The 25,465-nt window shown below is 56.2% G+C and carries 17 protein-coding genes and 1 riboswitch; of the genes, 6 read left to right on the top strand and 11 right to left on the bottom strand.

Annotation, left to right across the window (positions count from 1 at the left end):
• Positions 1-129 precede the first annotated feature (129 nt).
• The 4 genes from AAH446_RS18745 to yjbE form a co-directional block, all read right to left on the bottom strand.
• On the bottom strand, positions 130-2,223 hold the full coding sequence (locus tag AAH446_RS18745; RefSeq protein ID WP_342908194.1) for a YjbH domain-containing protein: 2,094 nt from the start codon (positions 2,221-2,223) through the stop codon (positions 130-132).
• Positions 2,223-2,978, bottom strand: coding sequence for a capsule biosynthesis GfcC D2 domain-containing protein (locus AAH446_RS18750; protein ID WP_342908195.1), 756 nt, complete (start codon positions 2,976-2,978; stop codon positions 2,223-2,225). Before AAH446_RS18750 ends, AAH446_RS18745 begins: the two co-directional genes overlap by 1 nt.
• Positions 2,975-3,622, bottom strand: a complete 648-nt coding sequence (locus AAH446_RS18755; RefSeq protein ID WP_342908196.1) for a YjbF family lipoprotein — start codon at positions 3,620-3,622, stop codon at positions 2,975-2,977. Before AAH446_RS18755 ends, AAH446_RS18750 begins: the two co-directional genes overlap by 4 nt.
• Positions 3,623-3,700: 78 nt before the next feature.
• Entirely contained in the window at positions 3,701-3,949 is a 249-nt protein-coding gene (yjbE, locus tag AAH446_RS18760) for an exopolysaccharide production protein YjbE (protein ID WP_342908197.1), read from the bottom strand.
• Positions 3,950-4,493: 544 nt separating this feature from the next.
• Between yjbE and AAH446_RS18765 the strand changes: the two genes are divergently transcribed.
• Positions 4,494-4,691: a hypothetical protein gene (locus AAH446_RS18765; protein WP_342908198.1), complete on the top strand. Its 198-nt coding sequence runs from the start codon at positions 4,494-4,496 to the stop codon at positions 4,689-4,691.
• On the opposite strand, the gene pgi is transcribed toward AAH446_RS18765, so the two are convergent.
• A complete protein-coding gene (gene pgi / locus AAH446_RS18770; protein ID WP_342908199.1) occupies positions 4,670-6,319 on the bottom strand; it encodes a glucose-6-phosphate isomerase in 1,650 nt (549 codons plus the stop codon). The genes AAH446_RS18765 and pgi overlap by 22 nt on opposite strands.
• A 219-nt stretch (positions 6,320-6,538) precedes the next feature.
• Between pgi and AAH446_RS18775 the strand changes: the two genes are divergently transcribed.
• The 4 genes from AAH446_RS18775 to panS all read left to right on the top strand — a co-directional run bounded on the left by AAH446_RS18775 (position 6,539) and on the right by panS (position 12,260).
• The gene (locus AAH446_RS18775) at positions 6,539-8,344 is read left to right on the top strand and encodes a cation:proton antiporter (protein WP_342908200.1); all 1,806 of its coding nucleotides are present in this window, start codon (positions 6,539-6,541) and stop codon (positions 8,342-8,344) included.
• Between the two features lie 53 nt (positions 8,345-8,397).
• A riboswitch (Lysine riboswitch) is annotated at positions 8,398-8,578 on the top strand.
• Between the two features lie 226 nt (positions 8,579-8,804).
• Complete coding sequence (gene lysC, locus AAH446_RS18780) at positions 8,805-10,160, top strand: lysine-sensitive aspartokinase 3 (protein ID WP_342908201.1); 1,356 nt, start codon at positions 8,805-8,807, stop codon at positions 10,158-10,160.
• Positions 10,161-10,384: 224 nt separating this feature from the next.
• Positions 10,385-11,077, top strand: a complete 693-nt coding sequence (gene aqpZ / locus AAH446_RS18785; protein WP_342908202.1) for an aquaporin Z — start codon at positions 10,385-10,387, stop codon at positions 11,075-11,077.
• A gap of 265 nt (positions 11,078-11,342) precedes the next feature.
• The gene (gene panS / locus AAH446_RS18790; RefSeq protein WP_342908203.1) at positions 11,343-12,260 is read left to right on the top strand and encodes a ketopantoate/pantoate/pantothenate transporter PanS; all 918 of its coding nucleotides are present in this window, start codon (positions 11,343-11,345) and stop codon (positions 12,258-12,260) included.
• Between the two features lie 60 nt (positions 12,261-12,320).
• On the opposite strand, the gene AAH446_RS18795 is transcribed toward panS, so the two are convergent.
• Positions 12,321-13,946 (bottom strand): Na/Pi cotransporter family protein, encoded by a 1,626-nt coding sequence (locus AAH446_RS18795; protein ID WP_342908204.1) that lies wholly within the window; start codon positions 13,944-13,946, stop codon positions 12,321-12,323.
• A gap of 216 nt (positions 13,947-14,162) precedes the next feature.
• Complete coding sequence (metH, locus tag AAH446_RS18800) at positions 14,163-17,846, bottom strand: methionine synthase (protein WP_342908205.1); 3,684 nt, start codon at positions 17,844-17,846, stop codon at positions 14,163-14,165.
• Positions 17,847-18,041: 195 nt separating this feature from the next.
• On the opposite strand from metH, the gene iclR reads away from it, so the two are divergent.
• Positions 18,042-18,875 carry a glyoxylate bypass operon transcriptional repressor IclR gene (gene iclR, locus AAH446_RS18805; RefSeq protein ID WP_342908206.1) on the top strand — a complete coding sequence of 278 codons (834 nt, stop codon included), beginning with the start codon at positions 18,042-18,044 and terminating at the stop codon, positions 18,873-18,875.
• Positions 18,876-18,941: 66 nt separating this feature from the next.
• Here iclR and aceK read toward each other — a convergent pair whose 3' ends face one another.
• The 4 genes from aceK to metA form a co-directional block, all read right to left on the bottom strand.
• Positions 18,942-20,735 (bottom strand): bifunctional isocitrate dehydrogenase kinase/phosphatase, encoded by a 1,794-nt coding sequence (gene aceK / locus AAH446_RS18810; protein ID WP_342908207.1) that lies wholly within the window; start codon positions 20,733-20,735, stop codon positions 18,942-18,944.
• Positions 20,736-20,753: 18 nt separating this feature from the next.
• Positions 20,754-22,058 (bottom strand): isocitrate lyase, encoded by a 1,305-nt coding sequence (aceA, locus tag AAH446_RS18815; RefSeq protein ID WP_342908208.1) that lies wholly within the window; start codon positions 22,056-22,058, stop codon positions 20,754-20,756.
• Between the two features lie 30 nt (positions 22,059-22,088).
• Entirely contained in the window at positions 22,089-23,687 is a 1,599-nt protein-coding gene (gene aceB / locus AAH446_RS18820; RefSeq protein WP_342908209.1) for a malate synthase A, read from the bottom strand.
• 402 nt (positions 23,688-24,089) lie between these two features.
• Positions 24,090-25,019, bottom strand: a complete 930-nt coding sequence (metA, locus tag AAH446_RS18825; protein WP_342908210.1) for a homoserine O-acetyltransferase MetA — start codon at positions 25,017-25,019, stop codon at positions 24,090-24,092.
• Positions 25,020-25,465 lie beyond the last annotated feature (446 nt).

Raw genomic sequence — 25,465 nt, forward strand, 5'->3', positions numbered from 1 at the left:
AATGACGGTACGGATAATATGCTTTAGTGTGACGAAGTTCACAAGTTTTGCCGCTTGCTGATAGCGTAAAAAAGGGGAGTTACGCGATGCCGCAACTCCCCAGATACGTTTACCGGACAGGGTCAGAGGTTACCGGAAATGTTTGTCCCGATCGGAGGTCATGTTATAGAGCTGGTATTTACGGCCCAGCATCTGACCGCCATCGCGCGTCAGCGGCGTCCAGCTGACCTGCGCCCGTCCCCGCGTTGGTGACGCGGTGAACAGATCCATCGGAATGGAGATGTAAAACCCTTTGGTGAAGTCCCCTTCTCCATACTCCTCCGCCGAGACGTTGGTTTTGGTCGCGTAAGCGCCGACGATCACGCCGCTGTCAAACTGGCGGGAGATGTCCAGCGTGGCCCCTTTATCTTCGGCCAGATACTGTCCGACGCTCGCCTTAACCAGCACGCTGCGCATAAACCACGGATGCCAGTAGGCGGTGATGTTGCCGACGTTAGCGCTGTAGTTATCGAACTGCATCATATTGTCCCAGTCGCGTCGCTTAACGTAGTTAGCATCAACGCCAACGGCCCAGTCAGCATCCAGAGGCCGGTACAGCACCTCGCCACCCACGCCGCCATACATGGTTTCCAGATAGCCGCCATACATCTGTCCGTAAAAGCCGTTCCCCAGGGAGCGCATATAGTTGGCCTGGAGGTTATTCACGTAGACGTTATTTTCCACGTAATCGCGAATATGGGTGCGTACGCGCGGTAATGAAGAGTCATTCGGCGCACCGTTATAGCGGAACTTATCGTAGTTGTTGGCGATGTTGGCAAATACGCTGCCATCAACTAACAGATGATCTGTCAGCCAGTAGTTTGCATTACCCATCACGCCAACCTGATAGAGGTAGAAGCTCTCTGGCCCGCCAACGGACTGATTCAGCACCGGCGACAGGCTGTAATCCAGCGGATCGGCATCAATATGGAAACCCTGCTCGGTGCGTCCCGGATCGACCGGATCGATCCGCCGTTGATCCAGCATTCTCTCTTTACCGAGCGGATAGCCTTCCAGCTGCTGCTTCAGGCTCGCCACGGACGTCACGGTCGTTACCTGCGGCATATTGTTACGTGTTTCCGTCACGCTCAGCGTTTCAATGCCCGATGGAAGGTTATTCATCATAATCAGGTTGGCGCGATCGATGCCCTCCTGAGTATTGCGGTATTTGTTCTGCTGGCCCGTGGCGTACAGGGTACTGCCTTTAATTTGCAGGTTGGGCCCATTTAGTCCGGCGTTATATTTCAGCCCGGTGAGCTGGCTTGCTACCGCTGTGGGTTCAAAGAACTCTCCCTGCGGCTGCGGGTTGTACGCTGGTTTCGGAGCATCAACAGAGGCAACATGCAGATCGTTGAAATTCGTCCGCAGGGTAAAGCCCGCCATCAGCGTATTGCCGCGTTCGTAGCTGATATTCACATCCGCCCACTCCGTCAGGCGATAGATGGCACCGACGTTGACCTTACTTTTCTGCTCAAGCTGCCCGGCGAAATCATCCTGATAGTCGTTGCCCTCATACTCAATTTTCAGGCGAAGCGGCTGCCATGGCGTCTGATATTCGATGCCGCCAAAAATCGCTGCCGGCCCTTTAAACATATCCGTGCCGTTGACCGATCCGGCAGTGCCGTTGCCGTCAGCGCGGTTACAGTAGCGGCTGTCCGCGGCGCAGAAGGGGTTTTTCACCGTGCCGCTGTTGCCGAGATAGCCAAAGCCCAGCCCAAGGGTGAAGTCAAACGGTCCCCAGGCTTTGGTCGCCACCAGATATTCGCTGTCAAAGAGGCCGGTACCGCCGAGATCGCGGGCGCCGACCGCCACTTCAGGCAGCCAGAAACCTTCCTGCCAGAGACGCGCCTTCAGATCGAACGCCTTATCTTTATAGGTCTGCGTGCCGCTGAAACTATCCACTGCGCTGTAGCGACGCGTTTTCACGTCGGTGTAGCGAATGGTCGCCTCAAGCCAGGGAAAAAGCTGTACCGACGATGAAAAGAAGCGGTACTGGTCGTTATAGCGATAGTTCAGGCTGAATTCGCCATCCTTCGCCATACGGGCCGTGGGCACCTGTAGCAACCCCACGCCGCCGAGATCGGATTGTGAGGGGCTAACGGGGTTGGTCAGCATCGCCGCCTGCGTCTGACAGGCACAGGCGACGGAAACAGCCAGCAGGCTGAGTAGATAATGTTTTTTCATCAGTCAAGGATCCGGTGCGTCAGAACTGAAATGATTTGCTGGTTAAGATCCTGGTATTCGCCAGGCAGCGACCATGAGGAGAAGCCAACGTAAATAATGCTGCCCGCTTCCGGCTCCCGGTGACGCCGGTTCCAGTAAGCCACCGGCACGTCACTGACGTCACCAGCGGGGCCAATCAGCACCGCCGTGTTACGCTCCGCGCCTGAAAGCAGGTCGCTATGCGCCAGATAGTCCACCAGGCTGCGGCCCGGCTGCCAGGCCACTTTACCGCTCTCTGCCAGCAGGCCAGCCATCCTCACCGTGGTCGGCTTTTGCAGCGTATAAAGGCTGTAATCGCCTTCCAGACGCCGGTTCTCCGCCGGGCGAACGCGCACAGCATCGGGATCGAGATTCACAAACTGACGGCCCGTTACGGTTAATGAGGCAATCTGCTGATACACATTTTCAACGACGGCGGCCTTACTGCTGTCACCCTCTGCGCGTAGCGTCCTGCTCCAGCCTTTCAGCCGCGCCAGCAGTTGCTGCTGCTGCCGCACTGCCGCCGTCGTGGCATTTTTTTCTGCGATCGCCGTGCCCGGCCACCAGGTTTTCCCTTTGAGCGCCGGGCTGGTGACCAGCTGCGCCAGGTTTTCCGCATTGCTGATAACGGCAGTTTCGTTTCTGTCGGGATAAAAGATCGTCACCTGACTTTCCGCACACAGCTGCAGCGAGACAAAGAACGCCATCCCGGCGGGAATTAATGCTCTTTTTTTCATGATTTCGCCGGCTTCAGTAGGGTGATGTCAAAAGAGAGATTCTCTCCGCCGGGCGTCTGCTGCGACTGACGAACCAGCCCTGTGGCGGCGTCTGTCCAGAAGGTGTTGGTCCAGGATCTGCCGTCTCCGGCCAGTTCAACTTTTTCCTGCCAGACCTGACAGGCGACCTTACTGCCGGCAATATCCAGCATCCGATCCTCAAGACGCGTAAAGTGGGAGACCGCCGTTCCGGCACGGAACTGGCCATTCTCTGTCCAGCTCAGCGTCCGCGTCCAGCTGGCCCCGTCGGTCAGGCGCAGCGGATCGGCGAGGGGATCCTGCTGAAGGTTCGTCACCTCTTTCAGGTTGTCGCGCAGCCCCAGCGTTTTCACCACGCGTCCGTGTTGCGTTACGACCACCGAGCGATCCTGCGTGATCCATTTCTGCTGCCCTTCCTCATCGAAGCCCAGCACCACGAAAATCCGCTGCCCGCCGTTGAGGCGCAGATAGATGCTGGCATAGGGGAGCGCTTCAATCTGCGCACTGGAAATCTGAACGTCCTCTGGCCCAAGGAGGGCGAGGCTGACCGTATCGACCAGCCCTTTTTGCGTTTGCGTACAGGCCTGCAAAAGCAGGCACAGCAGCAGAAGTGGTATATAGCGCACCGGTGTGAGTCCCTGAGTAAAGTCTGACAACGTCGAAAATAACCACACAGGCGTGTGGTTATGATTAATTTTTTATACTTAACGCGTTGTGCTGGTCGTGGTGGTGGTCGTGGTTCCGGTATTGGACCCATTTCCACCGCTGCTTGCTGCCAGCGCTACGCCGACCACGGCACCAAGAGCGCCCACGCCAACTGCGGTCGTGGTGCCGGCGGAGAGCGTTCCCGCCGCGCTACCGGCAGCCGCACCGGTTTCTACTGGCGCGGCAAACGCGGCAGAAGTCACCGATAAACAGGCTACGGCAACAGCCGCACATAAGGTTTTTTTCATTACATTTCCCTTCATCAGATGAATGGATACCCGCCTGAAGGGTTTCAGGCGCGCCCAGTATAAGGCATGGCATTGCCTGAATTCATGAGCGCGCAGACCCGCTCAGCGCCTGTTTTCCAGCTGCGTGTCGCTGTTTTATTTCTGTGCATTTCAGCTATTTTTAACCAGATAATTCAGATTATTGATATTTATGTCTGTGAAAGCGGCGCTAATTAGTGCCATTAGCTAATAATAAGAGTTAGGGAAGAGATCCCGACAGAAAGGGGTAATCCGGAGAGAATAGTGGGAATAAAATGTTTTTTTTCAGCAAGTTAATCTGTATGTAACGCGATTTTCAGTAAAAATGAACGCCAATAATTTCAGATTTATCCGCCGAAAAATCGTCTTAAGTTTCAAACTTTTAAGATTTTCCTCAGTCTTATTATCCCGGTTTTACTAATTAATGGCGGGAATATCATGCCGTTTTTTACCTGAAACAACCCGATAAGCGCCATTAACGGGCGGCGGCAATGCTAAGCGCAATGTCAAACAGGACCATACCAGGATGAACTGGATCGCATTTCACTTCCCAACGGTTTACAGGCGAAAAAAAGGGCTGTGGCAATGGCCATCAGCCCTTCATTACGGTGGTGCGCACCGCAGCGTTACTGCCCTGAATCAGCGTTCAGACACCGATCCGCACTGGCGGCAGGCGCTGCCTACCAGCACGCACATGGTGAATCAGCCACGCCAGTTTTTATAACGGTTGATCAGGCCATTAGTGGAACTGTCATGCGAACTGACCGCCTCGCTGCCGGAAAGCTCCGGCAGGATGCGGTTCGCCAGCTGTTTACCCAGCTCAACGCCCCACTGATCGAACGTGAAGATGTTGAGGATCGCGCCCTGGGTAAAGATTTTATGCTCATAAAGCGCAATCAGCGCACCCAGGCTGTACGGGGTGATATCACGCAGCAGGATAGAGTTGGTCGGGCGGTTCCCTTCAAACACTTTAAAAGGAACGATATGCGCAACGGATTGCGCATCTTTACCCGCATCAGCAAACTCTTGCTCCACCACTTCGCGTGACTTACCAAACGCCAGCGCTTCGGTCTGGGCAAAGAAGTTTGACAGCAGTTTGGCGTGATGATCGCCCAGCTTGTTGTGGGTGAGCGCCGGTGCAATAAAGTCACAGGGTACAAGCTTGGTGCCCTGGTGGATCAGCTGATAAAACGCATGCTGGCCGTTCGTACCCGGCTCACCCCAGATGATCGGACCCGTTTCATAGGAGACCGGGTTACCGTCGCGATCGACATACTTGCCGTTGGACTCCATATTTCCCTGCTGGAAATAGGCCGCAAAGCGGTGCATGTACTGATCGTAAGGCAGGATAGCTTCGGTTTCGGCGCCGAAGAAATTGTTATACCAGATGCCAATCAGCGCCAGGGTAACCGGCAGGTTTTGCTCTACTGGCGTGGTGGCAAAGTGCCGATCCATCGCATGAGCGCCGCTCAGCAGTTTTTCAAAGTTGTCGAAGCCGACGGAGAGAATGATCGACAGGCCGATGGCTGACCAGAGGGAGTAGCGTCCGCCGACCCAGTCCCAGAATTCGAACATATTGTCGGTATCAATGCCGAATTCCCCGACCGCTTTGCCGTTAGTGGAGAGTGCGGCGAAGTGCTTCGCGATATGCTGCTTATCGCCTGCGGCTTTCAGGAACCAGTCACGCGCGCTGTGGGCGTTGGTCATGGTTTCCTGCGTGGTAAAGGTTTTAGAGGCTACCAGGAACAGCGTGGTTTCCGGATTAAGCGGCTTTACCGTTTCCGCAATATGGGTGCCGTCAACGTTCGACACAAAATGCATGTTCAGATGATTTTTGTAAGGGCGCAGCGCCTCGGTCACCATGAAAGGCCCCAGGTCGGAGCCGCCGATACCGATGTTGACCACATCGGTAATAGGCTTCCCGGTATAGCCTTTCCACTCACCGCTGATAATGCGTTCTGAGAAGGATTTCATCTTCTCAAGCACCGCATTCACTTCCGGCATCACATCTCTACCGTCCACCATTACCGGCTTGTTGCTGCGGTTGCGCAGCGCGGTATGTAATACGGCGCGATCTTCGGTGCGGTTAATTTTCTCACCGGAGAACATCGACTTAATGGCGCCCTCAAGGTCAGTCTCTTTCGCCAGCGCCTGGAGCTTGCTCAGGGTTTCTGCGGTGATGCGGTTTTTGGAGTAGTCCACCAGCATCAGGTCGTCGAAGGTGGCAGAGAAGTTTTCGAAACGCTGGCTGTCTTGTGCAAACAGGTCGGCGATCTGGACCTCTTTCATCTCTTCGTAGTGCTGTTCCAGCGCTTGCCAGGCAGCGGTTTGTGTCGGATTGATATTTTTCATAGCAACACACTCTTTTTATTTAAGAACCGTAAATCAGACCGGAGGCCATGTTACAGGAAGCGACCTTTATCGCTCTCACTTCCTGTAACAGGCTAAATCTATCATTGGGCAGGATTTTCCCACCTTTTTTATCCGGGGCTATTTATAATTCAGGCTGCGGGGATCCTCACCGCATAGCGTTTCAGTATGACTATTCTTGTTGTCGAAAGGAAAAATTTTATGGCGATGTCTGCCCCGCTGCTGTTGGTTATCATTGGGATTAGTTCACTGGCAGCCCAGTGGGTGGCCTGGTTGCTGCGTTTACCGGCGATTTTACCCCTGCTGGTTTTCGGCATTCTCCTGGGTCCTGTTGGCAACATTTTGCAGCCGGACGCGCTGTTTGGCAGCCTGCTCTTTCCACTCGTCTCACTCTCGGTCGCCATCATTCTGTTCGAGGGCGCCTTAACCCTGCGCTACGATGAGATCCGCGGATTGGGCAAGGTGGTACGTAACCTGGTGACCATCGGTATGCTGATCACCTTTCTGGTCATCAGCGTCAGCTGCTGGGCCCTGCTGGATTTCCCTCCCGAACTGGCCGCGCTGGTGGGTGCTGTCGCCGTGGTCACCGGCCCCACGGTGATTGCGCCTCTGATGCGCGTCGTCCGGCCTAACCGGGCGATCAACCAGGTGCTGCGCTGGGAAGGGATTATCATCGATCCCGTTGGCGCCATTTTCACGCTTCTGGTGTTTGAATTCATTGTGCTGAGTCAGAAGGCTGAATCGTTAACGCATCTCTTCTGGACGCTGGGAGTGACGGCGGCGGTAGGCCTGGCCGGTGGCGCGCTGTCTGGCTGGCTGCTGGGCATCGCCCTGAAACGCGTCTGGCTGCCGACCTATCTGCAAAACTTTGCCGTACTGGCGGTTATGCTCTCCGCGTTTGGCCTTTCCAATGCCGTTGCGGATGAATCCGGCCTGCTGACGGTGACCATTATGGGCATCTGGCTGGCGAATATGCGCGATGTGGATTTAACCGACATCATCGCGTTCAAGGAAGAACTTTCCGCGCTGCTCATCTCCGGGCTGTTTATCATTCTGGCTGCCCGTCTGGACCTGAATGCGCTGCTGGCGATGGGCTGGCCCTTACTGGGTCTGCTGCTGGTGGTGCAGTTTATTGCGCGCCCTCTGTGTATTGCCGCCTCCACGGCGGGTTCATCGCTGCACTGGCGTGAAAAGCTGATGCTGAGCTGGGTGTCGCCGCGCGGCATCGTTGCGGCGGCGGTCAGTTCACTGTTTGCCCTGACGCTGGAAAAAACCGGTTATCCGGGTGCCGATAAGCTGGTTACGGTAGTGTTTGCGGTGATTATCGGCACGGTAGTGCTACAGAGCCTGACCAGTTCAGCGCTGGCCCGGGCGCTGCGTGTCCAGCAGCAAGAGCCGCGCGGCGTACTGATTGTCGGCGCCAACAGCGTCGCCAGGGCGCTGGCGGGCGCGCTGAAAAAGCTGAATATTCCGGTGCAGGTGACCGACAGCAGCTGGGAATATTATCGCCAGGCCCGTATGGAAGGTATCGCGGCCTATTATGGCAACGCCTGGTCGGAACATGCGGAGAACTTTCTCGACCTTAGCGAAACAGCCCAGGTTCTGGCGCTCTCCCCTAACCGCCATCAAAATGCGCTGGCGGTCTATCATTTCAGCCATATTTTGGGCGAGGGGAAGGTGGCGGCAATCCGCTCCGGCGCGGCGCTGAAAAGCCGTCAGGACAGTGAAAGCCCGCGCTTCCGCCGCCATGAAGTTCTCTTCGGTCAGGAGCAGACCTATGGCCGGCTCAGCAGCCTGCTGGCCAAAGGCGCCACGGTGAAAACCACCCGGCTGAACGAGAATTTTGGCTGGCTCTCTTACCTGGAAAAAAACCAGGGCGTCATTCCGCTATTTGTTCAGGATGAACAGGGGATATTGAGCGTGGTGAAGGGCGACCGGCCTGTGCCGCTGCCCTGTACGCTGATTGCGCTGGTACAAAATGAAAACTCTTCAAACGGCAGAGATTGACAGCGACGGCAGAACCCGATATTTCTAGTCGGCTTGTTGCGCATCTTGATGCGCAAGCCAGAAGAGGCGCGTCGCCCAGGCAGTGTGTTGGAGGAACCGAATCCAGTGATAACACATCAGGGGGAGCGACGCCGAGGTGTCATCCCTTCGGTAGGGTGCGCATCGACCACAGGGGCTGAATCCTCTGGGTTGTCACCAGGCACGTTCGGCAGTCGGACGTGCCCTGCCCGGTTTAGCTGACGTCGCCGCAAGGCGCAGGCGACTCCCGATTGGCTGACCACGGTCAGTAAACCGGCTGAGTCAGCCCAGGCTGTAATGCTGACGACAGGGAAAACGGGTAGACAAGGTGGGGCGCTTCTGGGTGACTCGTAGTAAATCCCTTTTCTACGTCTACCCCGTTTCTGCTCTTCCCTTGTGCCAAGGCTGATGGAATTTAACCTGACACGAGGTATGTCAACACATGTCCCAATCTTCACTGATCGTGGCAAAATTTGGCGGCACCAGCGTTGCCGACTTTACCGCGATGAACCGCAGCGCCGACGTGGTGCTCTCCAGTCCCGACACCCGCCTGGTGGTGCTTTCGGCCTCCGCAGGCGTCACTAACCTGCTGGTTTCCCTGGCTGAAGGGCAGGAGCAGGCGCAGCGCGCTTATCTGCTGGATGAGATCCGGCGCATCCAGTACGCCATTGTTGAGCAGCTTGCTCAGCCAGACGTCATCCGTGACGAAATCGATCGCGTGCTGGAAAATATCACCATGCTCTCCGAGGCTGCCGCGCTGGCCAATTCCACCGCCATGACGGATGAGCTGGTCAGCCACGGTGAACTGATGTCCACCCTGCTGTTTGTCGAGATTCTGCGTCAGCGCGGTGTCGCCGCAGAGTGGTTTGACGTACGTAAGGTGATGCGCACCAATGACCGCTTCGGGCGCGCAGAACCGGATGTCCCCCAGCTGGCTGAACTGAGCCGGACTCAGCTTGCGCCGCGCCTCGACGGGGCGCTGATCGTCACCCAGGGATTTATCGGCAGCGAGGCGAAGGGTCGGACCACCACGCTGGGCCGTGGCGGCAGCGACTATACCGCTGCTCTGCTGGGCGAAGCGCTGCACGCCAGCCGGATCGATATCTGGACCGATGTCCCGGGCATTTACACTACCGATCCCCGCGTGGTCCCTGCGGCCAAACGCATCGACGAGATCACCTTTGAAGAAGCCGCTGAGATGGCGACCTTCGGCGCGAAGGTACTGCACCCGGCTACCCTGATGCCTGCCGTACGCAGCGATATTCCCGTCTTCGTGGGCTCAAGCAAGGATCCTGACGCCGGCGGCACCCGCGTCTGTAACGCCTCGCAGAATCCACCGCTGTTCCGTGCGCTGGCGCTGCGCCGCAGGCAGACGCTGCTGACCCTGCACAGCCTGAATATGCTGCACGCTCGCGGTTTTCTGGCTGAGGTGTTCAACATCCTCGCTCGCCATAATATCTCCGTAGATCTGATCACTACCTCTGAGGTAAGCGTAGCGCTGACGCTGGATACCACCGGCTCCACCTCTACCGGCGAGAGCCTGCTGACGCAGGGACTGCTGACCGAGCTATCCTCGCTGTGTCGTGTCGAAGTGGAAGAGAACCTGGCGCTGGTCGCCCTGATCGGCAATAAACTTTCTCAGGCTTGCGGCGTGGGGAAAGAGGTTTTCGGCGTACTCGAACCTTTTAATCTCCGGCTGATTTGCTATGGCGCCAGCAGTTATAATCTCTGTTTCCTGGTACCTGGCGATGATGCTGAACGCGTCGTACAGCGACTGCACCATAATCTCTTCGAGTGATTCACTAACCGGGCCTTGCCCGGTTTTTTTGGTCCGCCTTTAACGCACTGCCCGCCCCCACGACGCCCGCCGCCAGATAAGAATCTTCTTACGCCAGAGACCACAGACTCTTAAAGTCGCTTTTTTTCGCCTGGTTTTTGAGCGGAAATTGTCCTGTCAGCTTGTGAAACTATTTCGAAAACTGATAATCACGCGCTTTAACCACCGGGATAATAAAAGTGAGTATGAGAAAGTTAACGGCTGAATTTTTGGGAACCTTCGTACTGGTGTTGGGGGGGTGCGGTAGCGCAGTACTGGCCGCCGGCTTTCCGGGACTGGGTATCGGCTTTGCCGGCGTGGCGCTGGCGTTCGGCCTGACGGTACTGACCATGGCTTATGCGGTCGGTCATATTTCCGGCGGCCATTTTAATCCGGCGGTCACGCTGGGCCTGTGGGCCGGTGGGCGCTTCCCGGGACGCCAGATCCTGGGCTATATGGCGGCTCAGGTTATCGGCGGCCTGGCCGCGGCGGGCGTGCTTTACGTGATTGCCAGCGGCAATGCGGCGTTTGACGCGGCCGCAAGCGGCTTTGCCTCGAACGGCTACGGCGCACATTCGCCGGGCGGTTACTCTCTCCTCGCCGGCATGGTCACGGAAGGGGTACTGACGGCGCTGTTCCTGATTATTATTCACGGCGCGACCGATAAGCGTGCACCAGCCGGCTTTGCGCCCATCGCAATCGGCCTGGCGCTGACGCTTATTCACCTCATCGCCATTCCGGTGACGAACACGTCCGTTAACCCGGCACGCAGTACCGCCGTGGCGCTGTTCCAGGGCGGATGGGCAGTGGAGCAACTGTGGATGTTCTGGCTGATGCCGCTGATCGGCGGTGTGGCAGGCGGCCTGATTTATCGCTGCCTGCTTTCCGCTAAAGACTAAAACTCAGGCTGGCGCGCCCGCCGTGGCCGCCAGCAACGCCTTCCGCCGCGAGTTCTGTTTTCTTCCCAGCTACTGCTATGCCACATCCCGCCGCGAGTTCCGTTTTCTTCCCGGCTGCTGATATGCAACTTCTCCCACCGCGAACTCTGCTCCCTTCCCGGTTAATGCTATGATTCTCCAGTCACTTTTCCCCCGTTCCGGGATAAGCGACGTCTTATGGCAAAAACTGCACAAAAATAAACACAACATAAAAGGAAGTCCGGCTATGCTCGCCACCGTTACCCGACTGTTCCCGCTCTGGGCAGTCCTTCTCTCCGTCGCTGCTTATTACTCCCCCACGCTCTTTCTGGACATCGGCCCCTGGGTGCCCTGGCTGCTGATGCTGATTATGTTTGGCATGGGGGTGACGCTGAATATCAACGATTTTAAGCGCGTGCTGATCCGTCCCGCTCCGGTGCTCGCCGGGACGTTTCTGCATTATCTGGTGATGCCGCTGGCCGCCTGGGCGCTGGCAAAACTGTTTGCCATGCCGCCCGATCTCGCCGCCGGTATGATTCTGGTAGGCAGCGTTGCCAGCGGTACGGCTTCAAACGTGATGATCTATCTGGCAAAGGGCGATGTGGCGCTCTCCGTGACGATTTCATCCGTGTCGGCGCTGGTGGGCGTTTTTGCCACCCCGCTACTGACCAAATTGTATGTTGATACCCATATTCAGGTTGATGTGATGGGTATGCTCCTGAGTATTGTGAAGATCGTGGTTATTCCGATTGGCGCTGGCCTGATTGTTCACCACACCATGAATAGCCTGGTGAAGCGCGTTGAGCCTTATCTGCCCGCCTTCTCCATGATTTCTATTCTGCTGATCATCAGCGCGGTGGTCGCGGGCAGTCAGGGCTTTATCGGCTCGGTGGGGCTGATGGTGATCGTGGCGGTGATGCTGCATAACGCTATCGGTCTGCTGGGCGGCTACTGGGGCGGCAAGCTGTTTGGCTTTGATGAGTCAACCTGCCGCACGCTGGCGCTGGAAGTGGGGATGCAAAACTCCGGCCTCGCGGCGACCTTAGGCAAGCTCTACTTCTCGCCGCTGGCGGCGCTGCCGGGCGCGCTCTTCTCCGTGTGGCATAACCTCTCTGGTTCCCTGCTGGCCGGCTACTGGTCCGGCAGGCCCATCAAGAAAAAGTAAGTACCCGCTCCGCCCACACACCCACGGCAGTGGGCGGAGTTTTTCTCTGCTGGCCGTAATTCACTCCTCTTCCCTGATATCCTCAGGCTGCTCAAGTACGCTATAAGCCACCGCGCAAAATAGCGAACTGAGGCGTTTCATATCCCCCAGCAGACCAAGATGTAACGAGCTGGTTTCAATACTCTGCACGTTCTGGTGATGCAAACGCTCAACGTGCTTATGTGAATAGCGTCGGTTAGTGATACGGAAGCGGTGCTTAGCCCGACGCAGGCGCTTGGCGCTGGTGATGTCCCGGGACAGGAACACCGACAGGCTGAGGCGCAGATTAGCCGTCAGCTGCTCAAGCAGCGCGTCCAGCTCTCCCATGCCTTCTTCTGAAAATGCCCGGCCAGCGGTCAGTGATTTATCGGCCACCTCACCACTCATGCGCTCCAGGATGTCACCGGCCATCTCCAGATTGACCGCCATCTCAATGGTTTCAGCCCAGCGGCGGGAGTCCGCTTCAGGGAGATCTTCTTTGGGCATGCGCGCCAGGTAGAGCTTGATTGCGGTGTAGAGCGTATCGACATCATCATCCAGCTTACGAATTTCACGCTCCTGGCGCAGTTCGCCGTGCACAACCTTGCTGAAAGTGCTCAGCATCAGCTCAAGGACATCACCCATGCGGAGGGTTTCACGGGCGGCGTTGGCAAGGGCGAGGGCTGGCGTATCGAGCGCACTGCTGTCGAGGTGTCGGGGTTTGAGACGCGGATCGGTTTCTGGCTCATCCTGAATCAGCCGCTGGCATAACCCGGCCATCGGCCCGGTAAAGGGCACCATGATCAGGCAGCGGATCACGTTGTAGAACACGTGAAAGTAAATCACCAGCTCTTCATCGTTGACGGGCAGTGTATCCATCCAGGCTGCCAGCGGATTAATAAAGGGCAGCACCATCAGCGAGCCAATAAATTTAAACAGCAGGCTGCCGAGCGCCACCCGCTTGCCCGCCGCATTGGACGCGCTGTTATTGAGCATTGCCAGCAGGCCGCTTCCCAGATTGGCGCCAATGACCAGGCAAAGCGCAACCTTGAAGGAGATAACGCCGGTAGCCGTGAGCGTGGCCGTGATCAGGACAGCGGCCAGGCTGGAGTAGCTGATAATCGCAAAGACAGCGCCGATCAGCGCATCCAGCAGGACATCCCCTGTCAGGGAAGAGAACAGCACCTTCACCCCGGCGGCCTGTGTGACGGGCGTGGCGGCCGCCACAATCAGCTCTAACGCCAGCAGGATCAGCCCCAGTCCAATGCTGGCGCGTCCCAGCTGCCCCGCTCGCGACTGCTTGCGGCCCAGGAAAAAGATCACGCCAAATAAAATCAACAGCGGCGAAAGCCAGGAGAGATCGAACGTCAGGATACGCGCCATCAGCGCGGTGCCGACGTCGGCGCCCAGAATAATGACCAGCGCCGGCGTCAGACCCACCAGCTCCTGGGCAACAAACGAAGTGACCAGCAGCGTGGTGGCATTACTGCTTTGTACCAGGGCGGTAACGCCAATGCCGGCGGTAAAGGCCATCGGCTTTTTCGAGACGCTGTGACTGAGCACCCGACGTAAATCAGCGCCATACACGCGCATGATGCCGGTTCTGACGATATGCGTCCCCCAGACCAGCAGCGCCACGGCTGAAAGTAAATTTAGCAGCGTTAACAAAGCAATCGACCTCACAACTTCTCAAACTGAACGCATTCAGGGCCGGTTTTCAGCCCTACAGACAGCATTAAGTTTAGTCTGTTTATGGAAAAATCTTTTTAATCAGAAGGATATATTTAAGTAATTACGCGGATTTTGGTAAAGCGTGGCGGTATGAATGGGGCACTATGCCAGGGCAGGCCGGATAATAAAATGGCCGACCTGCCCGGTCATGGATCAATCTGCGTCGTAGCCCAGATTCGCGGCCAGCCAGCGCTCCACTTCGCTGACGGACATGCCCTTACGACGGGCGTAATCCTCAATCTGGTCACGCTGAAGCTGGGCCACCGCAAAATACTTACTTTCCGGATGGCTGAAGTACCAGCCGGAAACGGCTGCACCAGGCCACATGGCAAAAGATTCCGTCAGCTTCATCCCGGTATGGGCTTCCACATCCAGCAGCTTCCAGATAGTCTCTTTTTCCGTATGTTCCGGACAGGCGGGATAGCCCGGTGCCGGTCTTATCCCCTGATAGTTTTCGCGGATCAGCTCTTCATTACTGAGATTTTCCGTCGCGGCATAACCCCAGATCACTTTTCGCACCCGCTCATGCAGGTATTCAGCAAACGCTTCCGCCAGACGATCGGCGAGGGCCTTCACCATAATTTTATTATAATCATCATGTCTGGCATCGAAGGCCTCCGCCAGCGCATCCTCTTCCAGTCCGCCGGTAACGGCAAACGCGCCCAGATAGTCCACTTTCCCACTGCTTTTCGGCGCCACGAAATCGGCCAGGCAGTAGTTCGCAAACTCCTTTTTATCGGTCTGCTGACGTAAGTGATTACTTACTTGCAAAATCTGAGTACGGGTTTCGTCCTGGTAAATCTCGATATCATCGCCCACGCGGTTCGCCGGGAAAATGCCCACCACGCCGCGCGGATTCAGCGATTTATTCTGGCTCAGATCGTCCAGCATTGCATTGGCATCGGCCAGAACGCGCCGGGCTTCTTCGCCAACGACTTCATCTTCCAGAATACGCGGGTATTTACCGGCCAGCGACCAGGTCATAAAGAAAGGCGTCCAGTCGATGTAGTTACGCAGCGTTTCGATGTCAGCACTCACTTCGCTTATACCCAGCCTGTGTGCAGGCGGCGGCGTATAATTTCCCCAGTCAATACTGAGAGCATTGTCGCGGGCTGCCTGCAGGCTGACCGGCGGGGTACGCGGCTTTTTACGGGCATGCTGGATGCGTACCGTTTCATACTCTTTACGGGTCCGGGCCACAAAATCGTCATACTGAGTGGCCGACAGCAGCGATGAAACCACCCCAACGGTGCGCGACGCGTTCTGCACGTAAACCGTGGGGCCACTGTAGTTTTGCTCGATTTTGACCGCCGTGTGCGCTTTCGAGGTCGTTGCACCGCCAATCAGCAACGGCAGGGTGAATCCCTGACGCTCCATCTCTTTCGCCACGTTGACCATCTCATCCAGCGATGGCGTAATCAGCCCTGAAAGGCCGATCATATCGGCGTTCTGCTCTCTGGCGGTTTTCAGGATTTTTTCGCCCGGCACCATGACGCCCAGATCGATAATTTCGTAGTTGTTGCACTGAAGGACCACGCCAACGATATTTTTGCCGATGTCATGCACGTCGCCCTTAACCGTCGCCAGGACGATTTTGCCGTTGGTACTGCCCTTCTCTTTACTCGCCTCAATGTACGGCTCCAGCCAGGCGACCGCCTGTTTCATGACGCGGGCGGATTTTACCACCTGCGGCAGGAACATTTTGCCCTCACCAAAGAGATCGCCCACCACGTTCATGCCCGCCATCAGCGGGCCTTCGATCACCTCTATCGGGCGACTGACGTTCTGTCTCGCGGCTTCGGTATCCTCCTCAATAAATTCAGTAATGCCTTTGACCAGCGAATATTCCAGCCGTTTTTCAACCGTCCAGCTGCGCCACTCGGCCTGGGGACGGGTACTTTCATCCTGCGGTTTGCTGCCGCGAAACCTTTCGGCCAGCTCAAGCATCCGCTCGGTGCCATCCTCCCGGCGGTTCAGGATGACGTCTTCTACAGCCTCCTTCAGCTCCGGGTCCAGGTCGTCGTAGATCGCCAGCTGGCCGGCGTTAACAATGCCCATATCCATGCCGTTGCGGATTGCGTAATAGAGAAAGACGGCGTGGATCGCTTCGCGTACGGGGTCGTTGCCGCGAAATGAGAAGGAAACGTTTGAGACGCCGCCGGAAATCATCGCGTGCGGCAGCTCACGCTTGATGTCTTCACAGGCGCCGATAAAATCCATCGCATAGTTGTTATGTTCTTCAATCCCGGTTGCCACGGCAAAGATGTTGGGATCGAAGATAATGTCTTCCGGCGGGAAACCGACCTCTTCAGTCAGGATCTTATAAGCCCGGCGGCAGATTTCAATTTTGCGCTCGCGGGTATCGGCCTGGCCCGCTTCGTCAAAGGCCATCACGACCATCGCCGCCCCGTAGCGCCGCACCAGGCGCGCGTGGGCGATAAAAGCCTCCACGCCCTCTTTCATGGAGATGGAGTTCACGATCCCCTTCCCCTGGATGCACTGAAGCCCCTTCTCGATTACCTCCCACTTAGAAGAATCGATCATTATCGGTACGCGGGCGATGTCCGGCTCGCCCGCGATAAGGTTGAGAAAACGCACCATTGCCGCTTCGGCGTCGAGCATTCCCTCATCCATATTAATATCAATAATCTGCGCGCCGCTCTCTACCTGCTGGAGCGCAACTTCCAGCGCTTCATTATATTTTTCTTCTTTAATCAGCCGCTTAAACTTCGCTGAGCCGGTCACATTGGTGCGTTCGCCTACGTTTACAAACAGCGAATCGGCGCTGATGGTCAGCGGCTCCAGTCCCGAAAGGCGGCAGGCGACCGGCAGTTCCGGCAGCGCACGCGGCGGAACGCCCTCTACCGCTTTCGCCATAGCGGCGATGTGCGCTGGCGTGGTGCCACAACAGCCGCCAACAATGTTCAAAAAGCCCGACCTCGCCCATTCGCCGATCTGCTCAGCCATGATCTCCGCATCCAGATCGTATTCGCCGAAGGCGTTTGGCAGACCCGCATTAGGGTGCGCGGTGACATAACCTTCCGCAATGCGCGACAGCTCTGATACATATTGACGCAGCTCATCCGGACCCAGCGCGCAGTTCAGACCAAAAGAGAGCGGGCGGGCGTGGCGCAGAGAGTTATAAAAAGCTTCCGTGGTCTGTCCCGATAACGTCCGGCCAGAGGCATCGGTAATGGTGCCGGAGATCATCAGCGGCAGGGTGACGCCGAGCGCGTCAAATTCGATTTCGACGGCAAAGATTGCCGCCTTGGCATTAAGGGTATCGAAGACCGTTTCAATCATGATGATATCCGCTCCGCCCTCCACCAGCGCGCGGGTTGACTCGCGGTAGGCTTCCACCAGCTGATTAAAGGTCACGTTACGGAAGGCCGGATCGTTAACGTCCGGTGAAATAGAGCAGGTGCGGTTGGTCGGGCCAAGGACACCCGCTACGTAGCGCGGCCGGTCAGGCGTGCGCGCCGTCCACTCGTCGGCACAGGCGCGCGCCAGGCGGGCGGCCTCGTAGTTAATTTCCGCAGAGAGCGACGCCATGTGGTAATCCGCCATCGCGATGGTGGTGGAGTTGAAGGTATTGGTTTCGAGAATGTCGGCGCCCGCTTCCAGATAGCCGTTATGAATCGCCGTAATCACATCCGGGCGGGTCAGCACCAGCAGGTCGTTATTGCCTTGCAGGTCGCTCTGCCAGTCGGCAAAACGCTCTCCCCGAAAATCCGCTTCCTCCAGACGGTAGCTCTGGATCATTGTGCCCATGCCGCCATCCAGCACCATGATGCGTTTCGCCAGCTGCTGATGCAGCGCTTCTGTTTTGTTACCCACTCTAGCCTCTTCAACGTCACCCAGCGGCAAAATGCCAGCAAACCATACTGGCACAACTTCTGAGCAGGACAAAGTAAAGGACCTTGAGACATTTTCAGGCAGTGCTATCTACTGCTCCGACCAGATTATCCAGCATTGCATTCCTGAGTAATAAAACGAAAATGGTTTCCACATAGTGAAATTAAGGAGTCCGGAATGGCTAATTCTGACGTCGTGAAGCGCGGCAAAAAACCGCGTACGGCCGCCGCCCAGCCAGCCCAACCCGCCGGGCAGGTGCAGTCGCTGACGCGGGGGCTTAAGCTGCTGGAATTCATCGCCGATTCCCACGGCAGCGTCGCCCTGACGGAGCTTGCGCAACAGGCTGGCTTACCCAACTCCACCACGCACCGCCTGTTATCCACCATGCAGCAGCAGGGGTTCGTTCGTCAGGTCGGTGATTTGGGCCTCTGGACCATTGGCGCGCACGCCTTCGTGGTGGGCAGTAGCTTCCTGCAAAGCCGCAATCTGCTGGCGCTGGTGCATCCCATGCTGCGCAAGCTGATGGAGGATTCCGGCGAAACGGTTAACCTGGCGGTGCTGGACATCAGCGACCGTCAGGCGGTGATCATCGATCAGGTGCAGTGTACCCAGCTGATGCGTATGTCTGCGCCAATTGGCGGCAAACTGCCGATGCACGCCTCAGGCGCGGGCAAAGCGTTTCTGGCTAACCTGGATGATGCCCAGGTCAGTGAACTGCTGCATCGTCAGGGACTGCATCACTATACGCCGCGTACGCTGATGTCGCCGCACAGTCTGAAGGAGAACCTGGCGCACATACGCAAGATTGGCTTCGCCTTTGACGACGAAGAGCACGCGCTGGGGCTGCGCTGCGTGGCGGCCTGCATCTATGATGAGCACCACGAACCTTTTGCCGCTATCTCTATTTCCGGACCGGTGTCGCGCGTCACGGACGATCGCGTGACCGAGCTTGGGGCGCTGGTGATTAAGGCCGCGAAAGAGATCACCCGGCAGTATGGTGGGGTGAGGTAGCGGCTGAGGCCACGCATCATGCGTGGCTCCCGTCGGATAGGGTATTGGAAGGAGTGAATCGGTCGGTCAGGATGCGCTCCACAAAGAACGGGCTATCCCGCCAGGCCGTAAGGGCGCTGCGGCCATCTCCGCTGGGGCAGCGGTAAAGCGCTGGCAAAATCGCTGACGACGGCGATAGGCAAAGACATCCTCAATGTGCCCGTCACGGATACGCTGCTGAAGCCCCCGCCACCACGCCGCGTTGAACAGCTCGCCATGCATCTCTTCAAACAGCGCCGCTATCGCCGGCTCCACACAGAGATAATGGCGAAACTCCTCAGGAAACACATCTTCCGGCGCTACGCTGTACCAGGGCAGCGCGGCCAGTTCATCTTCCGGCGTACGGGCCTGAGGTATGTCGCGAAAGTTCACCTCGGTCATGTAGCAAATTTCGTCGTAATCATAAAACACCACTCTTCCATGGCGCGTCACGCCGAAATTCTTATAGAGCAGATCGCCGGGAAAGATGTTGGCGGCCGCCAGCTGTCTGACGGCATTGCCATACTCCTCAATAGCATCGCGTCGCTGCCGATCATCCGCCTGTTGCAGCCAGAGATTGAGCGGCGTCATCCGGCGCTCCAGATAAAGGTGGCTGATAATCACTTTATCTCCCTCTTCACGCAGCTTATCGGGGATTTCCCGCCGCATTTCCGCCAGCAGTTCGTCACCGATCCGCGAGCGTTCGAGCGCGAAATGCTCAAATTCCTGGGTATCTGCCATCCGGCCAACGCGATCGTGCTCTTTCACCAGCTGGTAGCATTCCCTGACCCGCTCCGGCGTCACCTCTTTTTGCGGGGCAAAACGATCTTTGATCACTTTGAAAACACGATCGTAGCCGGGAAGCATAAACACCAGCATGACTAAACCGCGCACGCCCGGCGCAACGGCAAACCGGTTTTTGGTCGTCGAAATCACCTGAAGGTATTCCCGGTAGCATTCCGTTTTGCCATGCTTCTGGCAGCCTATCGCCATATAAAGATCGGCGGTGGTTTTGCCGGGTAATATTTCCCGTAGCCATTCCACCAGCGCGGCAGGCAGCGGTGCGTAAACCATAAAATAGGCGCGGGCGAAGCCAAATACGATGCTGGCTTCACGCCGCCGCGTCAGGCAGGTATCAATAAACAGTCCGCCGCTTTCGCTGCGGTGTAGCGGCAGCAGAAAAGCATATACGCCAGAGGGCAACCGCAATTTCCCCACCAGCCAGGCAGCTTTATTGCGGTAAAACAGTTCATTGGCGATTTCAAGCTGCCCTTCCCGCAGATCCGTTTCGCTGAAGTTTTCCCGCAGATGCGCAATGGTGTAGCCAATATCCCTCGCAAGATCGTCCCAGGGCAACCGCAGAGGGAGGTCGCTTAACATCTTGCTCAGCAGCGCCTGCCAGCCGTTCAAGGCATCGAACGTTTTCGACAGCGGTCGGGGAATGGTACGAAAGCGGCGGTCTGGTTGTGAACTGGTAATAAACAGCCGCTCCGGGGAAAGCCGCTGATGACCGCACAGACGACAGTAAACGGAGTTAAAAAAACTTTCGGCAATTTCAAAACGCGGATAGTCCGTCAGCAGCTCGCCGTAGAGCGCCTTTACGCGCAGCAAAAAGTCCCCGTTGAAATCCGTAAGGTGAGTGATGCATTTCAGTTGCTCCACGACCAGCGCCACGTGCCGGTCGTAGAGGTGAATGCGTGCCTTCATCGCTTCCTGCACGGCCAGCCAATCGGCCTGCTCAAAGCGCTGTTGGGCCCCCGCCGTCACTTCCAGAAAGCGACCATACTGTGCGTCAAACCCCTGCAAAATGGTTTGCGCGATAAGCATTTCCAGCTGCGGCATGAGGCCCTCCGGTTTTATTCAGAACTGCTGCTCTTCGGTAGAACCGGTCAGCGCCGTCACCGACGATACGCCCCCCTGAATAATGGTGGTTACATTGTCAAAATACCCTGTTCCCACTTCCTGCTGATGCGAAGAGAAGGTGTAACCTTGTTCACGGGCTGCAAATTCGGGCTGCTGTACTTTGTCGACGTAATGACGCATCCCCTCGCCCTGAGCGTAAGCCCTGGCCAGATCGAACATGTTGAACCACATACTGTGGATACCGGCCAGCGTAATAAACTGGAAGCGATAGCCCATTTCCGCCAGTGACTGCTGGAAACTGGCGATGGCGGCGTCATCAAGGTTCTTTTTCCAGTTAAAAGAGGGGGAACAGTTATAGGCCAGCAGCTTGCCGGGGAAGCGGGCGTGAATGGCGTCGGCAAAGCGCCGGGCCAGCGCCAGATCGGGCGTTGAGGTTTCGCACCACAGCACGTCAGCATAGGGCGCATAGGCCAGCCCGCGTGCGATAGCCTGCTCTATACCGGCCCGGGTGCGAAAGAATCCCTCGGGCGTGCGCTCGCCGGTAATAAACTCACGGTCATATTCGTCGCAGTCTGAGGTAATCAGATCGGCGGCATCGGCATCCGTTCTTGCAATCAGTACCGTCGGCACATCCATTACGTCTGCCGCAAGCCGGGCAGCAACCAGCTTCTGAACCGCCTCCTGAGTAGGCACCAGGACCTTACCGCCCATATGGCCGCACTTCTTCGCCGAAGCGAGCTGATCTTCGAAGTGTACGCCGCCAGCGCCGGCCTGGATCATCGCCTTCATCAGCTCAAAGGCATTCAGCACCCCGCCAAAGCCCGCTTCCGCATCGGCCACAATGGGCAGATAGTAATCCGTGTAGCCTGGATCGCCGGGCGCAATCTGGCTGGCCCACTGGATTTGGTCGGCCCGCTGGAAAGTGTTGTTGATACGCTCAACGACTGATGGCACCGAATTAGCGGGATAAAGCGATTGGTCGGGATACATGCTCCCGGCAAGGTTGGCATCCGCTGCGACCTGCCATCCGGAAAGATAGATAGCCTCAATCCCTGCTTTCGCCTGCTGTAGCGCCTGGCCACCGCTCAGCGCCCCCAGGCTATTGATATACCCTTTTCTGGCGTCACCGTTCAGCAGCCGCCACAGTTTTTCAGCGCCCTGGCAGGCCAGCGTGCAGACCGGATTCACCGAGCCGCGGAGCCGGACGACCTCTTCTGCGCTGTAAGGACGGGTAATCCCTTCCCAGCGTGCGCTGCGCCACTGTTGTTCCGTCTTCTCAATCTGTTGGATACGCGTTGTCATAGAAGGCCTCATGGGATTAGGGGTCAGTGGTTAACGCAGCAGCTGGTAGCCGGGCAGCGTCAGGAATTCAACCAGCTCAGGTTCGGTCGTGATGCGCGCCATCAGATCGGCGGCTTCGCTGAAGCCTCCCTGGCAAAAGCGCGAATCGCCCAGCTCCTGCTGGATAACCTGCATCTCCTCTGCCAGCATCTGGCGGAACAGCGCTTCAGTAACCACCTCGCCGTTTTGCAGGGTTTTTCCGTGGCGGATCCACTGCCAGATTGAGGTTCGCGAAATTTCCGCCGTGGCGGCATCCTCCATCAGGCCATACAAAGGCACGCAGCCATTACCTGAGATCCATGCTTCGATGTACTGCACTGCCACGCGGATATTGGCCCGCATGCCCTCTTCTGTTCTTTCTCCTTCACAGGGTGCAAGCAGCTGGGCGGCCGTTACTGGCTCATCCTCTTCCCGCAGCACGTCCAGCTGGTTTTGCCTTTCGCCCAGAGCCTGACTGAACAGGGTCATTACCGTATCTGCCAGCCCCGGATGGGCGATCCAGGTTCCATCGTGACCGTTCTGCACTTCCCGTTCTTTATCCGCCCTGACGCGGTTAAGGACCCATTCGTTACGTTCACTCTCTTTACTGGGGATAAAAGCGGCCATCCCTCCCATCGCCAAAGCGCCCCGGCGATGGCAGGTTGCGATCAGCAGCCGGGAATAAGCATCCAGAAAGCCTTTATCCATCGTCACCGACTGACGATCGGGCAGCACCCTGTCAGGGTGATTTTTCAGCGTTTTGATATAACTGAAGATATAATCCCAGCGGCCACAGTTCAGCCCGACGATGTGATCGCGCAGGTGATAGAGGATCTCATCCATCTGAAAGACGGCTGGCAGCGTTTCGATCAGCAGCGTTGCCTTGATCGTTCCCCGGGGAAGATCGAATCGATCCTCGGTATAGCTGAAGATCTCACTCCACCAGGCAGCTTCCTGCCAGCTTTGGGTTTTCGGCAAATAGAAGTAGGGGCCGCTGCCCTTCGCCAGTAGCGCGTCCACGTTGTGAAAAAAGTAGAGTGCGAAGTCAAACAGGCTGCCGGGGATCGCTTCATTACGCCAGGTGACATGTTTTTCCGGCAGATGAAGACCACGGACCCGGCAGATTAATACAGCCGGATCGGGCTTCAGCTGATAGATCTTTCCCGCCTCATTACGGTAATCAATGGTGCCCTTTACCGCATCACGCAGATTTATCTGCCCTTCAAGCACTTTCTCCCAGCTGGGCGCCAGTGAATCTTCAAAATCTGCCATAAAAACATCAACATTCGCATTAAGCGCATTGATTACCATTTTCCGTTCGACCGGGCCGGTGATCTCCACACGTCGCCGCTGTAGATCGGCAGGAATGCCGCGAATCTTCCACGTTGAGTTTTTTATGGAACCTGTTTCCAAAATAAAGTCAGGTAGCTCACCGGCGTCAAATTTTGCCTGATTACGCTGCCGCTCTCTGAGCAGTACATTACGTTTTGGCGTAAACCGCATCACCAATTCCGTGAGAAAATCTACCGCAGGATCCGTCAGTATCTGTGCACCTGCTTCACCAAATGGGCGCTGGAACGCCAGTTCTTCGCTGATAATCTGTTGTGTCATTGCTTCACTCCTGTCATCAGAACCTTCTGGAGACATCGCCTTCAGGGACGCTTTTGCTGCCGGATAGCGCTTACCCCGCCCGATCAAAATATAACCAGGTGATATGCAAAATCAAAAACTATTTCCATTTTATTTTATATTTCTGGTTACCCTATGATTTGAAAGGAATTAAATTTAACAACCCAAAGAAAGGTCTTTTCAGTTTTCTTTTTCAGATGAGTTTCTGCGTGAGAAGTGTGTTGGCACAGGGCCGGGATGGCAACAGGACAGGATAACGGCATAAGGAAACAGAGCAGATGTGTTTTGCGTGGCGGCAGCAGAGGGGAATATGAAAAAAGTACAGTGTGATAATTCAGGACCATATTTATGATGAAAAATGGCCCCTTTTCTCAGCTCACTGGTTTATTCGAGCGTAGGATTCATATTACGCAGATCGAATGGGGTAATCTGGTAAACATAGTAATTTAACCAGTTAGTAAACAGTAAGTTACCGTGGCTACGCCAGCTTGCCCTTGGCGGCAGCTCCGGATTATTCTGCGGGAAATAATTACAGGGAATTTCCGGGTTAAGTCCGGCTTCGTAATCGCGGTGATACTCTGCAGACAGCGTCAAAGCGTCATACTCAGGATGCCCCGTGACAAAAGCGAGTCGCTTGTCCTTGCTGGCAAACAGATAAGCCCCGGTTTGTTCCGATTCAGCAAAAATTTCCAGATCGGTGTAATCACGTAGCAGATGGGTTGGAAAATCGGCATAACGGGAATGCGGTGCCAGGAACGTATCATCAAAGCCACGGGTCAGCAGCGCATGCGGATGCAGTATATGGTGGTCGTAAACGCCGGACAGTTTCACGTCGCGCGTTTGCTTAGGTATGCCATACAGAATATTCAGCGCAGCCTGCACGGCCCAGCAGACAAACAGCGTTGAGGTGACGTGCTCTTTGGCCCAGTGCAGTACGCGCTGTATCTGCGGCCAGTAAGCCACGTCGTTAAAATCGACCAGCCCCAGCGGCGCGCCCGTCACAATTAACCCATCGAAGTTTTGATGCTGAATATCTTCAAAATTACAGTAAAAGTTATTCAGATGCTCCATCGGCGTATTGCGCGATTCGCGACCGTCGATACGCAGCAGCTGCACATCTATCTGTAAGGGGGAATTGGAAAGCAGACGCAAAAACTGGTTTTCCGTCTCAATCTTTTTCGGCATCAGATTCAATACCAGCACCTTCAAAGGACGGATCTCCTGAGTACTGGCGCGCGAAGAGGTCATCACAAAGACGTTCTCGTTGCGCAGAAAACTCACGGCTGGTAACTCATCGGGTACCCTGATCGGCATAACCTGCTTCCTCAACTCACCATTTACACGTTTAGACATCCAGACAGCCAAAGATAACCAGGAACGGCGCTAATGTCGAGTCTGTATGTTCAAGCTGAGAAAGTTTCATGCGGGATTGATGTTTGAGTATAAGCACGGTGATTAAGAGAGAATATGATTATTAGCTGCCGCCGTTACCTCAGAATAAAAGAGTCAGTTAGTGCTGACGGGGGCAGCCTGAAGGAAGTTATCGATGCTTCTGCCGGCGAACCGGACAGAGAAAGCGGGCAGGTGCTTCTCAAAGTATCGATGTTGCCCGGAGATGTTGGCGGATTTACGTTAATCAAGCGTGTAAATGAGGCGATTAGCCATTACTGATGGACAGGATGAAAACGTATCTGGCCGGCTGCGTTTCAGGTGCCGCATAACGCAAAAAACCCTGACCGTGAGGTCAGGGTTATCGCAAT

The sequence above is a fragment of the Erwinia psychrophila genome, from assembly GCF_039023475.1.
Taxonomy (GTDB): domain Bacteria; phylum Pseudomonadota; class Gammaproteobacteria; order Enterobacterales; family Enterobacteriaceae; genus Erwinia.